Source organism: Variovorax sp. PCZ-1, assembly GCF_018413605.1.
Lineage (GTDB): Bacteria > Pseudomonadota > Gammaproteobacteria > Burkholderiales > Burkholderiaceae_C > JANMDU01.
Genome location: NZ_JAHCDN010000002.1, coordinates 340,715 through 355,279, shown reverse-complemented (window position 1 = coordinate 355,279; position 14,565 = coordinate 340,715). Strand labels below are relative to the sequence as shown.

Annotated in this window: 12 protein-coding genes; 1 reads left to right on the top strand and 11 read right to left on the bottom strand. The window is 55.2% G+C overall.

The genetic code is table 11. The annotated features are described in order from the left end of the window. Nucleotides 1–80: 80 nt before the first annotated feature. The 3 genes from pncB to uvrA form a co-directional block, all read right to left on the bottom strand. Nucleotides 81–1,277: a nicotinate phosphoribosyltransferase gene (pncB, locus tag KIH26_RS11790; protein ID WP_213445440.1), complete on the bottom strand. Its 1,197-nt coding sequence runs from the start codon at nt 1,275–1,277 to the stop codon at nt 81–83. 6 nt (nt 1,278–1,283) lie between these two features. After that, a complete protein-coding gene (locus tag KIH26_RS11785) occupies nt 1,284–2,279 on the bottom strand; it encodes an LD-carboxypeptidase (RefSeq protein WP_213445438.1) in 996 nt (331 codons plus the stop codon). 391 nt (nt 2,280–2,670) lie between these two features. After that, a complete protein-coding gene (gene uvrA / locus KIH26_RS11780; protein WP_213445437.1) occupies nt 2,671–8,385 on the bottom strand; it encodes an excinuclease ABC subunit UvrA in 5,715 nt (1,904 codons plus the stop codon). A 136-nt stretch (nt 8,386–8,521) separates the two neighbouring features. Here uvrA and KIH26_RS11775 point away from each other — a divergent pair, with 136 nt between their 5' ends. After that, nucleotides 8,522–8,917 carry a hypothetical protein gene (locus KIH26_RS11775; RefSeq protein WP_213445435.1) on the top strand — a complete coding sequence of 132 codons (396 nt, stop codon included), beginning with the start codon at nt 8,522–8,524 and terminating at the stop codon, nt 8,915–8,917. Nucleotides 8,918–8,936: 19 nt separating this feature from the next. Here the strand turns inward: KIH26_RS11775 and KIH26_RS11770 are convergent, their stop codons facing one another. The 8 genes from KIH26_RS11770 to KIH26_RS11735 all read right to left on the bottom strand — a co-directional run bounded on the left by KIH26_RS11770 (nt 8,937) and on the right by KIH26_RS11735 (nt 14,551). After that, the gene (locus tag KIH26_RS11770; protein WP_213445433.1) at nt 8,937–9,416 is read right to left on the bottom strand and encodes a hypothetical protein; all 480 of its coding nucleotides are present in this window, start codon (nt 9,414–9,416) and stop codon (nt 8,937–8,939) included. 154 nt (nt 9,417–9,570) lie between these two features. After that, nucleotides 9,571–11,700: a sodium:solute symporter family protein gene (locus KIH26_RS11765; RefSeq protein ID WP_213445431.1), complete on the bottom strand. Its 2,130-nt coding sequence runs from the start codon at nt 11,698–11,700 to the stop codon at nt 9,571–9,573. Between the two features lie 3 nt (nt 11,701–11,703). Continuing rightward, nucleotides 11,704–11,961, bottom strand: coding sequence for a DUF4212 domain-containing protein (locus tag KIH26_RS11760; protein WP_213445428.1), 258 nt, complete (start codon nt 11,959–11,961; stop codon nt 11,704–11,706). 112 nt (nt 11,962–12,073) lie between these two features. After that, nucleotides 12,074–12,652 carry a tetratricopeptide repeat protein gene (locus KIH26_RS11755; protein WP_249661179.1) on the bottom strand — a complete coding sequence of 193 codons (579 nt, stop codon included), beginning with the start codon at nt 12,650–12,652 and terminating at the stop codon, nt 12,074–12,076. Beyond that, nucleotides 12,649–12,945 (bottom strand): hypothetical protein, encoded by a 297-nt coding sequence (locus KIH26_RS11750; protein ID WP_213445427.1) that lies wholly within the window; start codon nt 12,943–12,945, stop codon nt 12,649–12,651. The genes KIH26_RS11755 and KIH26_RS11750 overlap by 4 nt, the downstream gene beginning before the upstream one ends. A 157-nt stretch (nt 12,946–13,102) precedes the next feature. Then, nucleotides 13,103–13,744: a 2-hydroxychromene-2-carboxylate isomerase gene (locus KIH26_RS11745; RefSeq protein WP_213445425.1), complete on the bottom strand. Its 642-nt coding sequence runs from the start codon at nt 13,742–13,744 to the stop codon at nt 13,103–13,105. Beyond that, nucleotides 13,741–13,980 (bottom strand): DUF1289 domain-containing protein, encoded by a 240-nt coding sequence (locus KIH26_RS11740; protein WP_213445423.1) that lies wholly within the window; start codon nt 13,978–13,980, stop codon nt 13,741–13,743. The genes KIH26_RS11745 and KIH26_RS11740 overlap by 4 nt, the downstream gene beginning before the upstream one ends. 73 nt (nt 13,981–14,053) lie before the next feature. Further along, nucleotides 14,054–14,551 (bottom strand): YbaK/EbsC family protein, encoded by a 498-nt coding sequence (locus KIH26_RS11735; protein ID WP_213445421.1) that lies wholly within the window; start codon nt 14,549–14,551, stop codon nt 14,054–14,056. Between the last annotated feature and the right edge of the window lie 14 nt (nt 14,552–14,565).

The following is a 14,565-nucleotide window of genomic DNA, read 5'->3' as shown; positions in this document are numbered from 1 at the left end:
ACCAATGAAAACCAACATATCGTCCTGTGAATTGATCTGGTTTTCCCTAGGATTTTTCTTCAGGAAACTGCAAGGCTCAATCAGGGTGAAACGATGTCGAACACTTGCCGCAAGTAGGCAAGATATTTCTCGTCATCACACATACCCTTGCCTGGTGAATCGGAGAGTTTGGCGACAGGCTGGCCATTGCAGCGAATCATTTTCATCACGATTTGCAGCGGCACATGATCAGGTGGATCGCCAAGATCGTTGGTGAGGTTCGTACCGATACCAAATGCAAGCAGGCAGCGGCCTTTGAAACGCTGATACAGCTCAATCGTGCGCGGAACAGTGAGCCCATCGGAGAAGATCAAGGTCTTGGTACGAGGGTCAACACGATTGAGCTTGTAGTGATCAATCATGCGCTCGCCCCAATTGAAAGGATCACCGCTGTCATGCCGCGCACCGTCAAACAGCTTACAGAAATACATATCGAAATCGCGCAGGAAGGCGCTCATGCCATACACGTCTGACAAGGCAATACCCAAGTCCCCGCGATACTCCTTCGCCCAGCTCTCAAATGCATAGGTTTGGCTATCGCGCAGGCGCGGCCCCAGTGCTTGCGCGGCCTGCAGGTATTCATGCGCCATCGTTCCCAAGGGCGTGAGGCCCAGTGTGCGCGCAAAGTACACGTTGCTCGTGCCTGCGAATTGGCCTGTAGCGTTTGTGCCCAAGCCTTCTGCCAAACGGCGCAACACCTGTTCTTGCCAGACTTTTGAAAAGCGCCTGCGCGTGCCGTAATCTGCGATCTTCAGCTCTTGCAACTCAGCTGTCTTGAGCAAAGAAATTTTATACGAAAGTCTCTGTTCGCCGGCAAGGATACTGCGCGGAGTGCTACGATTTTTAAAGTAAACCTCATTCACAATAGCCAGCACCGGAATCTCAAAAAGAATCGTGTGTAGCCATGGGCCTTTGACTGAAATCTCTAGCTCGCCATTGGGCTGCGGCGTGACACTGATGCACTTTTCATTCAGCTTGAAAAGCCCAAGAAAATCTACAAAATCGCTCTTGATGAAGCGCATGCTGCGCAGGTAATTCAGTTCATCTTCAGTGAATGACAAGCTGCATAGCGATTTGATCTCCGCGCGAATCTCATCGGCATACTGCGCCAAATTCACGCCCACATTGCGGCATTTGAACTTGTATTCCACCTGCGCGCCAGGAAACTGATGCAGCACCACCTGCATCATGGTGAATTTATAAAGATCGGTGTCGAGCAGGCTGGTGATGATTGGCATGGCTCATTATCCCCAGTACAACAAAGCATCGCGACCTTCGGTCATCAAACTGACCCTTTGCCCGAATGGCAAACACACCTTGGTAGGCACATGGCCGAAAGGCAACCCGGTGAGCACGGGGATTTTGAGCTGGGTTCTTAGGCGCTCAATCACAGTTTGCAGCTTGAAACCTTTGTCATGTGGCGTGAGTTTGTAGTTGGAGAATTGGCCGAAGATGATGGCCTTTTGCTGCACCAAGATACCTGCCTGCTGCCATTGCAAGAGCATGCGCTCCACTTTGTAGGGATGCTCAGCCACATCTTCAAACCAGAGGATGCCTTTTTTGATGGGCGGCAGATACGGTGTGCCGATGAGGCTGGACAGCATAGCAAGATTACCGCCCCATAGAATCCCAGTTTCTTTGCTATTTTTAGAGGAAAAATGGCGTTTTGCCGGCATAGAATCTGCGCGAGCAGCTATTGATTTAGGAGCAAGCTTGAAATCAGCAGCCGGCCGCATCCAGCCTGAGCCTTCGCACACGCCTTGCACGAGATCGTCAAAGCAGGCTTCCATGATGTCATCGGTAGCAGCTTGCGGTGTAAAACTATGCTCATCAGCATCGAGGCCGCGACCAAAGTCTTCGCACAGTGCGGGGCCTGCCCAAGTCACTGCGCCTGTCTTCACATACAAAGCCGCTTGCAAGGCCGTGAAATCACTGTAGCCAAGCCACAGCATGCCTTTATCAATCGATTTGCTGATCGCCTTGTAATTGATCTGCGGCAAGCTGCGCGAGAGACCATAGCCACCGCGCGTCATCAGCGCCACGTCTGCGCCGCTGGCAGCAGTGCGTTCAATCGCTCTCAATCTCTCGGCATCATCGCCCGCAAAACGCTGCGCAGATTTGAGCGCAGCAGGATCAATCTCCACCTCATGCCCAAGCTCCTTCAGGCGCATCACGCCGCGCTTGAAGCCCGCTTTATCGCGCACTGCGCCGCTAGGAGAATAAATGTAAATATGAGCCATGCGATGAATCTTATCCGATGCATCTTTTGCTTTGGCAGTGACGGTCGCGACTGCACTTGAACTGTCCCACTTCGCGACTGTCCTCCGCCGGGCTTTGCCCGTCTCCCCCTTTATGTCGCTACGCGGGGCAACCCAATCACAGCCGAGGCCTGTTAGCTAGCTGAAGATCGAAGTTCGCACACAGTAGCTACCTCAATATTCTTTGCGTTGAGACTGGAACTTTGCGCGCAAGAACCATCGCAGGATCGCGCTGTCTGTGTGTTTTGCGGAGGTAAAGGAGGAGGCGGCGAAACCTGGTTGCTAAAGGAAACCAAACCTCAACGCCGCCGGATGACACGCAGCAAAATGCGCAGGCAGCACGATCCCCTACCGAATACTCCCCGCCGTCTACCTATGCACGCGACAGTACAGAAGACAATGCCACCCCGGTATGAGTGTTGCGTCGTACCAACTCCTCTGGCGTACAAGCCGCCACGATCTTGCCGCCTTCTTTGCCGCCCTCCGGCCCGAGGTCAATGATCCAATCGGCTTCGGCGATCACATCGAGATCGTGTTCGATCACGACAACGCTGTGGCCGCCGCTGACCAAGCGATGCAAGACGTGGATGAGTTTTTCAACGTCTTGCATGTGCAGGCCAACGGTGGGCTCATCGAGCACGTAGAGCGTATGCGGGGCTTTGTTGCCACGCTTGCCGACTTCATCTCGCACTTTGGAAAGCTCAGTGACGAGCTTGATGCGCTGGGCTTCGCCGCCACTCAAGGTAGGTGAAGGTTGACCAAGCGTGAGATAGCCTAAGCCCACGTCTTTGAGCAATTGAAGCGGATGTGCAATCGAAGGCATCGTGGCGAAGAAATCTACTGCCTCGTCCACCTCCATCGTCAGCACATCGCCAATGCTCTTGCCGCGCCAGCTCACCGCCAAAGTCTCAGGGTTGAAGCGTGCGCCGTGGCAGACCTCACAGGGCACTTTCACATCGGGCAGGAAGCTCATCTCAATCGTGCGCATGCCTTGGCCTTCGCAGCCGGGGCATCTGCCCTCGCCTGTGTTGAAACTGAAGCGCCCTGGGGCGTAGCCGCGTGCTTTAGCTTCCAAGGTTTCGGCGAAGAGCTTGCGGATCGCATCCCAGAAGCCGATGTAGGTGGCGGGGCAGGAGCGTGGGGTTTTGCCGATGGGGGTTTGATCGACTTCTAGCACGCGATCAAGCTGTTGCCAGCCTGTGATGCCTTCGCAGCCCTTCCAAGCTTTGAAATCTGGCGCCTCGCGCTTCATGCCGCGTGCGCTCACTGCTGCGTAGGCGTTGGCGAGCAACACATCTCGTGCGAAGGTGGATTTGCCAGAACCGGAAACGCCTGTGATCGCCACCAAGCGCTTGAGTGGAACGTTGGTTGTGACTTTCTCCAAGTTATGCAGCGATGCGTTCTTCACTGTGAGCTGCAATTCGGAATCAACTGCACGGCGCGGATAGAGCGGATGCTTGATTGCATCGCGCAAATAACGGCCAGTGGCTGACTCATCCACCGCCATCACATCCTTGAGTGAGCCTTGCGCCACCACGCGGCCACCGCGCTTACCGGCAGAAGGCCCAATATCAATGATGTGCTCAGCGCGGCGAATCGTGTCCACATCGTGCTCCACAACGACGAGGGTGTTGCCTTTGTCGCTCAGCTTGTTCAAAGCATTGAGCAGGATTTGATTGTCTCGCGCATGCAAGCCAATCGTGGGCTCATCGAGCACATAGCACACGCCTTGTAAATTGCTGCCCAGCTGCGCAGCCAAGCGAATGCGCTGCGCTTCGCCGCCAGAGAGCGTGGGCGCACCGCGATCCAGCGTGAGATAGCCTAAGCCCACTTCTTCTAAAAACTCTAAGCGGCCTTTGATTTCGGGAATCAAATCTCTGGCGATATCGGCTTCGCGACCTGTGAGCTTCAGGCTTTCTACCCACAGCCTCACATCGCGCACCGAGAGTTGCGCCACATCAGTGATGCCTGTTTTACTGAACTTCACGAAGCGCGCTTGTTTGTTTAATCGCGTGCCGTTACAACTCGCGCAATCTTGATCACTCACATCTTCGACCTCCACCTCCGCAAAGCTCTGCTCGCGGCCTCGGTTGTCGTCATCGCGCACGCTGTCGTCCAAGGCCTTACGCTGCTCGCGCGTGAGCTGCTTGCCTGTGCCCACGCAATCGGGGCACCAGCCGTGTTTGCTGTTGTAAGAGAAAAGGCGCGGATCGAGCTCAGGGTAGCTCGTGGCACAGACGGGGCAGGCGCGCTTGGTGGAGAACACTTCGACTTGACCAATCTTGGCTGTGGATGCTTTCAATTCCATGGCCGTTTTTAAGCCATCGAGCGAGGTCATCACATGCACCACGCCTTTACCGTGCTCAAGAGCTGTAGTCAATGCTGCTCGTAGCGCAGCTTCGTTTTCAGGCTTCATCACGATATCGGCTACGGGCAGCTCCACCGTGTGTTCTTTGAAGCGATCAATGCGCGGGAAGCCCGTCGTTGGCAAAAATTCGCCATCCACACGCAGATGCGTGTAGCCACGCGGGCGCGCCCAATCGGCCAGCTCGGTGTACACGCCCTTACGGCTCACCACTAGGGGCGCGAGGATGCCGATATGGCGGCCTTTATAAACCGTCATGAGCTGCGCGGCGATGCGCTCTGCCGTCTGCGGCTGCACAGCGGCATCGTCATGCACGCAATGCTGAATGCCCAGCTTCACATACAAGAGACGCAGGAAATGCCAAACCTCGGTCGTCGTGCCTACTGTAGATTTACGCCCGCCGCGCGAGAGGCGCTGCTCAATCGCCACCGTGGGGGGAATGCCAAACACCGCATCCACTTCCGGGCGGCCTGCGGGCTGCACGATGCTGCGTGCATAGGCATTCAAGCTTTCGAGATAGCGGCGCTGGCCTTCGTTGAACAAGATATCGAAAGCGAGCGTGGATTTGCCTGAGCCGCTCACGCCGGTGATCACGTTGAATTTGCCACGTGGGATGTTGACGGACAGGCCTTTAAGGTTGTGCTCTCGTGCGTTAACAATCTCTATCGCTTCTTGGCCATTTTTAATAGCCTTTTTGGCATCTTGCCGGCGTAAATACTGCGCGGAGTGCTCATAATTTGATAGTAAGACTGACTTCTCATGCACAGCGATGCCATTCAAGCCAAGCGCTGCGTCGTATTCACGCAGGGCTTGCGCAGTGAACGATGTGGCGTGATGCTTCACATCTTCTGGCATGCCGACTGCTACCACCAAGCCGCCCGCATCGCCGCCCTCGGGGCCGAGATCAATCAGCCAATCGCTGGCGCGGATCACATCTAAGTTGTGTTCAATGACTACGAGTGAATGCCCCACTTCGAGTAGCTTGCGCAGTGCGCGCATGAGTTTGCTGATGTCTTCAAAATGCAAACCCGTCGTAGGCTCGTCGAATAAAAACAGCGTGCCTTTAGTGGCCAATCGCTGCTTAGATTTCGCAGCATCTCTCGCCGCTTCGGCCAAGAAGCCAGCAAGCTTCAGGCGCTGCGATTCACCGCCCGAGAGCGTGGGGACAGGCTGGCCGAGCTTCACGTATTCCAATCCTACATCCATGATGGGCTGCAAAGCGCGGATCACATCGCGGTCATTTGCAAACAGCTTAGAAGCTTCGCTCACGGTGAGCTCCAGAACATCAAAGGGATTCAAGCTTCGCCCACCGCGCTCAATCTTCACCTCTAAGATTTCAGGCCGATACCGCTTGCCATCGCAATCCGGACAGCGCAGATACACGTCGGATAAAAACTGCATCTCCACATGCTCAAAACCTGAGCCGCCGCAGGTGGGGCAACGGCCATCACCGCTGTTGAAGCTGAATTTGCTGGCGGTGTAGTTGCGTTGCTTGGAGATGGGCAGCGTAGCGAAGATTTCGCGCACGGCATCCCATGCGCCGACGTAGCTGGCGGGGTTGGAGCGCGCGGTTTTGCCAATTGGGGATTGATCGACGAATACGACATCACTCAATTGCTCTGCGCCGAGCAAACGATCATGCGCGCCGGGCGACTCTGTTGCTTTGCCGAAATAGCGCATGAGTGCAGGAGCGAGCACATCTTGAATCAGTGTGGATTTGCCCGAGCCCGATACGCCCGTGATGCACACCAAACGCTGCAGCGGCAGCTCAATGCTCACATGCTTCAAGTTGTGCTGCGTTGCGCCTTCCAAGATCAAACGAGGCGTGTTGTCGCTTACCAAGCGCTTCAAGCCCATGCCGATTTGCTTGCGTGCGCCCAGATATGCACCTGTCAGCGTGTCTGCATTCCGTAGATCAGCAGGCGTGCCGTCAAACACCATCTCGCCACCACGCTCGCCGGGGCCAGGCCCCATGTCGATCACGCGATCTGCTGCGAGCATCACCGCTGGATCGTGTTCCACCACCACGAGTGTGTTGCCCGCATCGCGCAGACGCAGCATAGCCTCGGTGATGCGATCCATATCGCGCGGATGCAGGCCAATGCTGGGCTCATCCAGTACGAAGAGCGTGTTGACCAACGATGTGCCCAGCGCCGTGGTTAAGTTGATGCGCTGTACTTCGCCGCCAGAGAGTGTGCGGCTTTGGCGATCCAAGGTGAGATAGCCGATACCGACATCGCAAAGATATTTGAGGCGCGTGCAAATTTCTTCGAGCAACATTTCCAAAGCGCGTGCATCGGCGCTGCTCGGATCGAGGCCAGATTCAGCGCGTACGGCATCGAAGAACGCGCGCAACTTATCCAAGGGCATGAGCATCAAATCATGCAAGCTCAAGCCGGGCAAGGCTTCAAGCTGATCGCGTTTCCATTTCACAGCTTGCGGCATGAAGCGCTTGGCAGGTGGCATCGCGCTATCCGCTTGCGCCTTTGTGCCCACGCGCCAGAGCAACGCATCGCCTTGCAAACGTGCACCATTGCAGGTATGGCAGGTGGTGTAGCTGCGGTATTTACTGAGCAAGACGCGAATATGCATCTTGTAGGATTTCGTCTCGAGGTAGGCGAAGAAGCGCTTCACGCCATACCAAACCTTGCCCCACTGGCCTTCTTTGTAAGCCGGGTTGCCATGGATCACCCAATGCTGCTGCTCTTGGGTGAGCTTGTTCCAAGCGGTATCGCGCGGAATGCCGGCTGCTTCCGCATGGCGCATCAGATCATCTTGGCATTCGCTCCATGCAGGCGTTTGAAACACTTTCACTGCGCCAGCTCGCAAGGTGAGCCGACCATCAGGCATCACCAAGCCGTAATCCACGCCGATCACGCGGCCAAAGCCTTTGCAGGTGGGGCATGCGCCGTGGGGCGAGTTGAAGGAGAACAGGCTTGGCGTAGGCTGGGTGTAGCGGATATCGCTCTCTGGGCAATGCAGGCCAGTGGAGAATTTCCAAATCTCTTGTGCGCCCTCCTCGCCTGCATAGACACTCATTCTTCCGCTGCCGCGCTTGAGTGCGAGCTCAATCGCCTCCATCACGCGCACCTTTTCGGCGCTTTCGATTTTGAAACGATCTGCCACCACATCGAGCACTTTGCGCTTGCCATCAGGCGTGCTGATCTCGCGCTCGGCTTGCACGCGCGTGAAGCCGCTGGCAGAGAGCCATTGCTCCACTTCTTGCGCGGTGGTATTGCTCGGCAGCTCAACGGGAAAGGTCACTACAAGGCGAGGATTCACCGCCTTCGCCTTCTCCACAATCTGCGCGTAAATCGTCTCGCCACTGTCATGCCGCACAGGCAGCGCGGTATCACGGTCATACAAATTTGCCAAGCGCGCGTAGAGCAATTTCAAATGATCATTCAGCTCCGTCATCGTGCCCACAGTAGAACGCGATGAGCGCACGGGATTGGTCTGGTCAATCGCAATCGCAGCGGGTACGCCTTCTACTTTGTCCACCTGCGGCTTGTCCATGCGATCCATGAACTGGCGGGCATAGGCGGAGAAGGTTTCTACGTAACGGCGCTGGCCTTCGGCAAACAGCGTGTCAAACACCAAGCTGGATTTGCCAGAGCCGCTGGGGCCAGTGACGACGGTGAGCTCACCCGTCTTAAATGCTACATCTAAATTCTTGAGATTGTGTTGCCGCGCGCCTGTGATGCGGATGCTACCCTGAGTCATGAGCTGTCTTTCTGGGGGAGATGCGTTGCAAGCGGGGTATGCCGCGAGCCAAGCCCAAAGATTGTAGAGATTTCCCGCCCTGAATCCACCAGGAGGGTCTTTGACGTATTTCAAGACACCCGCTAACATGATTGGAATGAATTACCTCAATTCCCGCCTCTACGATGGCATACGCAAGGTAGGTTTTCGCAAGTGGTATGAGCGGGAATTGCTCTCCAGCCATGCGCATATGGTGCTGGCTTTTTTGTGCATCATTGGCATGATGGCAGCGTTTGAGGCCTTTCGCGGCGGCACGCTCTCCGACAAGCTCTTCGACGCTGCGGCCATCGTGGCCTGCGGCGGCATCGGCATCTGGGCACTGCGCCGCTATTTGTATTTGCTGATGAATGCAGAAGTGGTGGCAAACCAAGCCAATTGCCCTGAGTGCAAGGCCTATGGGCTATTTACCGCACTCTCCGAAGACAGGATCAGTGGCCAGACGCAGGTGCGCTGCAAGAAGTGTGCGCATGAATGGCAAATTGAGGTGAACTAAAGCCTCATGCCGCTTGGTTTCAAAGCGGTTTGCCAAAAATTTGTGCATGCAGCGGCTTGTATTTGACATCGCCAGCCGCTCTGCGAATTTCAGGAGCGAGTTTTTGCAGTTTCTCCAGGCTATCAACACCTGTGAGCGCCATGTTCAAACCAAAGCCTTTGAAACCCAGGTTAGAACACAGTGATATGGCTGCATTGAGCGCTATGCTGAAGTCTCCAGCAGGGGCAGGCGTCGCCGTTTGAGCTGTGAGCTCATCTGCTGCTGCCGTAGCCGCCTGAGGAGCCGTTTGCGCAGCAGCATCGCTTAACTCCACAAGGCCCATCGTCGCCAAGGCTTGAATATCCTCCATGCTCACGCCAACGCCTGCCGTCATGCGCACAACATCGTCCGCGCTGCGTTTGCCATCACACAGTATCAAAGCTGAGCGTTGCTGAGCACTCAAACTCACTGAGCGGTCTTTCATGACCTGAATACCTAATTCTGTCTTGGTAACTGCCACGCACAACTCCTAACTCTTGCTGACTGCTATCTTACTCCCACAAATTTCACTCTTGCTAGGGACAATCACGCAATAAAAAAAACCTGGTACAACTTTCGTTGTACCAGGTTGTTGTGTGTTTCATCACCATTGCTGGCGATGAACTCTCAGATCATCAAGCTGCCTTGATGCTAGGGTAGCGGATATGCTCGATCAGCTCTTGCACCTTCGCGTTGGGCGCAGGTGTAAAGAGGCTGACGATGATGATCACGGCAAAGCCCACAGGCACGCCGAACACGCCAGCAGAGATCGGCAGGATGCCAAACCACAGATCAACTGGGCTGGTCACGCCGAAGATGCCGCGCATCCAAGCATGGTTCTGGATCATGTAGTAAGCCGTCACGCCCAGGCCAGCAATCATGCCGGCGATTGCGCCAATGCTTGATGCACGCTTCCAGAAGATACCTAGCACGAGTGCAGGGAAGAAGGAAGCAGCAGCAAACGAGAACGCAGCAGACACCAAGAACAAGATGTCGGACTGTTTGGTCACGAACACGTTGTACGCGGTGTATGCCGCCGCCAGAGCAACCACCAAGAGCAGAATCTTGGAAAGCGTCACTCGGCGAGCTGTCGAGGCGTTGGGGTCAATGACCTTGTAGTACACGTCGTGAGACAGTGCGTTGGCAATCGTCAGCAGCAAGCCGTCAGCAGTTGACAGAGCAGCAGCCAAGCCGCCAGCAGCCACCATGCCGGAGATCACGTAAGGCAGGCCACCAATTTCTGGGGTTGCCAACACAATGATGTCACCACCGATACGCATCTCACCCAATTGGAAGATGCCGTCTTTGTTGATGTCGGCCACAGATAGCAGGGTCGGATCGACCTTGCCCCAAGCCGCAATCCAAGCCGGTAGCTTGTCAAACGGCGTGCCCACCAGCACGTTGAAGATTTCATACTTAACAAGCACAGCCAGAGCAGGCGCCGTGAAGTAGAGCAAGAAGATGAAGAACAGAGACCAAGTAACGGACTCACGAGCTTCTTTCACGCTTGGCGTGGTGTAGTAGCGCATCAGAATGTGCGGCAAAGCAGCGGTACCGACCATCAAGCAGAAGATCAGTGCCAAGAAGTTACGGCGAGATTCCTCGAAGGTCTTGACTTCAGCGGGCGTGCCATCAGGTTTGCCAGCGTATTGCTGACCATGCGCTGGCATACCAGCCAAGGGGCGAGCGCGAGCGTTGTTTGACGCTTGTGCGGCCGTCCAGGCTTTCTTAGCTGCTTCTGCATCTTTAGGCACAGCGGCCAAAGCTTTTTCTGCAGCGGTGATCTCAGTGGCTGGTGCGTTAGCAGCTTTCAAGTCAGCCACTTTCTTCTCAGCAGCTGCTTTGTCAGCAGCCAAGGCAGCAGGGATGTCTTTGAGCTTGGCGCCCAAATCATCTGCATTCTTCTTGAAGATGGCAATCACTTCCAGCTCTTTAGGATCTTTCATGAGCTGCTGCTCACGCTCAGTCACCTTGGCCAGTTGCGAGCCATAGACGAGCTGTGGTACAGGCACGCCTGTTTGCTTCACAGACAACCAGATCACAGGCACGAGGTAGGCAATGATCAAGATGATGTACTGAGCCACCTGAGTCCACGTCACAGCGCGCATACCACCCAAGAATGAGCACACCAAAATGCCGCCCAAGCCCAAGAAGATACCGACTTCAAACGACACGCCCGTCAAACGGGTGGTGATCAAGCCAACGCCATAAATCTGCGCCACAACGTAAACGAAGGAGCAGAGAATCGCAGCGAACACACCGACCAAACGCGCAGCATTGCCGCCATAGCGCTCGCCCAGAAAGTCTGGGATGGTGAATTGGCCGAACTTGCGCATGTAAGGCGCGAGGAACAGCGCCACCAAGCAGTAGCCGCCCGTCCAGCCCATGATGAAGGCCAAACCGCCATAACCCGTGAGATAAAGCGTACCGGCCATGCCGATGAAGGAGGCGGCAGACATCCAGTCGGCGCCTGTGGCCATGCCGTTATAGATAGCTGGCACGCGGCGACCGGCGACGTAGTATTCGTCAGCGTCACTCGTGCGGCTCATCACGCCGATACCGGCATACAAACCAATGGTGGCGAGCAAGAAAATGAAGCCGATCCAGTTACGGGGCAGACCCATTTGCTCGAGCACAGCCAGCACGATCACGAAGGCAATAAAGCCACCGGTGTACCAGGCATAAACTTTGTTGAGCTGCGCTTTAAAAGCAGCATTCGCGGCGGAGCTCACGCTCACGCCAGATGATGGAGACATTCCAGCCATGTGTTACTCCTCTTCGGCAACGCCGTATTCTTGATCGAGGTTGTTCATGTATCGGGCGTAGAACCAGATGATGACAACGTAAACCACGAGTGAACCTTGTGCTCCCATGTAAAAGCTGAATGGCCAGCCAAAGAAGTTAAAGTTCAAATCGCGTGCGAAGTAGCTGACCACATAGGTCACGACAAACCAGATCGCCAGCAAGATGGCTGTCAATCGCAGGTTTTTGGACCAGTAGGCCTGATGCTTTGCTGATACTTGCATTGCATAGTCTCCTTTTAGTTAAACAAAAAATCCAACTGCTGCGGTGCATACACACCGATTGCTCCAGCAGCTTTGCCACCCACACGTTGATGTGAGCAGCGCGGGAAGCCCCTCAACTGGCGGGCGAGACGGAGATGCCCGTTTCGCGTTCCAACTGAGCGGCCACCTTGGGCTCAAAGCCTTTGAGGTGGCGGATGATTTTCCGCGCCTCATCGGGCTGTTGCCGATCCATGTGTACGCGAGCGAGTTGATACCAGCCATACGGACTCATGGGTTGCAATTTCGTGTTTTGCTTGAGGGCTTTGACGGCTTCATCTAAGCGCTGCAGGCGAATGAGAACCAGACCGAGGCCATACCAGGCGCGGTCAATATCAGGGCGAAGCTCTACGGCCTTTTGGAACGAGGCGCAGGCCTCTTCAAACTGGCTTTTTTCTTCTTGCAAGAAACCGAGGTTGAACCAATGCATGCCCACTTGGCTGTGTGTTTGCGTCAAGCGCAGCAGCATGGTGAAGGCCTCATTCTTGCGACCAGTGATGGTGTGCAAGTAAGCGATACTGGCCAACGGGTAATCGTCTTCTGGGCGCATTTGCCCCATTCGCTCAAACACGGCTTGGGCGCTGTCCCACTGCTCCAGGCGCAGCAACAAGCGTGCCCACCAGCGCAAAGCTTTGTATTGAAGGGTTTGCATCATTTGCACAGCTCCACGCCGATTTGAGTACAGATACGCACTTTCTCAAGCACGCTCACCAGCCAGATGAAGCCCAGCAGCAAAAAGGCCACGAAAGGCACATGGCGGTCGATCACAGCTTTGGGGGTGATAAAGCGGGCTGCGCTTACAAAAGGCTTGGTCATCGCCTCAAGCGCTTTATAAAAAAAATTGCTTTCTTTTTTCTGCCCAGCCAAAAGCCCGAGCAGCCAGCGCCCCGCTAAGCCCAGCAGGGCAATTTCGCACACCAATTTAATGATGCTAACTAACAGGAGCAAAGTGTCACCTCAATGCAAAAACTTACGTGTAAGGAGTGTTCGCAGACTCGCTGACCCATTTCTTACAAGGTCGTGATATTTCACACACAAAGCATTCAAAACGCGGGGTAACCCTATAAGTGACTTCCCTTTGGTGCGCCGCAGCGGAAAGTTTTTGCTATCTTTTTCGAACCACGCCCGCTGGCAAATCACTGGCTTTTGCCCAGGCTGAGCTGCTGAACCAATCATCACCCTGCAGGTAGGCTCGCAGCATCGGTAAGGCATCCAAGCCCCAGAAAAGCTGGCCATCCACCTCCATCGTTGGCACGCCAAAGATGCCTCGTGCAATGGCAGCATCGGTATTGGCTTTGAGCTCGGCTTTCACAGCGGCATCGTCGGGCGCGCGGGCTGGCTGGAGCTGATCGGTGAGCGAAAGCAAGCGCTGCGCATCGCCTGCATCCAAGCCGCCTTGCCACACATGACGAAAGAGCACCTCGGTCACATAACGGTTGCAAGCGCCAGCATTGCCGCAAGCCAAAGCCAACCTGAGCAAGCCAAGCGGATTGAAAGGATGACTTGAGGGCATCTGCAAGGGCGTGCTTTGCTGCTTGGCCAGCCAGTTGATCTGCCGATACGTCCAGGTGCGCTTGGGTGCAATCTCCGCCGGCCCCAGCTGGCCAAAATGCTGCAGGATCGCGCCAAAGAGCACAGGCTTGTAAGTGACGCTGTGGCTGATACCTTCGAGCGCTTTGGGCAACTGCTCGAACGCGAGGTAGGCGTATGGCGAGATCACGTCAAAGTGAAAAGTGATGTGCTTCATACGGATTCTTTCGCAGACGCGTTTCCACAAGCGTCCATCAGGGCGCGATTGAGGTGAGCCTCCAGGAAATCTGCCTGGCGGTGGCGTGCTGGCAAGGCTTGCCATACCGATGTTTTAAGCGCTTCACTGCCCTGCCCCCAAGCAATGATTTCCTCGATGGTTCGATAGCAGCCTTTGCACCAGCCGGTGGTTTTGTCCATCTGGCAGACGGAGATGCATGGGGAGGGAGTAGACATAGATATTTATATTAAAAATAGCATCTCGCCGTCGTAGAATCTGCGCGAGGTGCTATTAAATTCATAGTAATCATCACATCGTGGCAGCTTGCGCCACATCATGCATCGGCGCCTGCGTGAGTAGGCGCAGTTGTACAGGCGTGAGCTCAAACACCGCGTGCGGATGCCCTGCTGCCGCCCAGATCACATCAAAACGAACTAGCTCCTGGTCGATCAAACACACGGGCGGATGCAAATGGCCAATCGGCGATACACCGCCAATAGCAAAGCCCGTTTTGGCTTTCACAAAATCGGCATCAGCGCGGGAGAGTTTTTGAGCTTCTGAACACACCAAGGCTTGTACCTTCTTCTCATCCACACGCCTGTCGCCCGAAGTGATCACGAGCACGGCCACATCATCGGGCTTGCGGCGAAAGATGATGCTCTTGGCGATTTGGCCCAGCTGCACATTCAAGGCGTCTGCGGCTTGCTGAGCCGTGCGCGCCGCATCATCGAGCATCACGGGCGCATTCGGATGGCCGGCTTCTTTCAAGAGCGAGGCAATGCGTTGGGTAGCGTCTGGAAGCTGCATTTTTAAAGAAAATC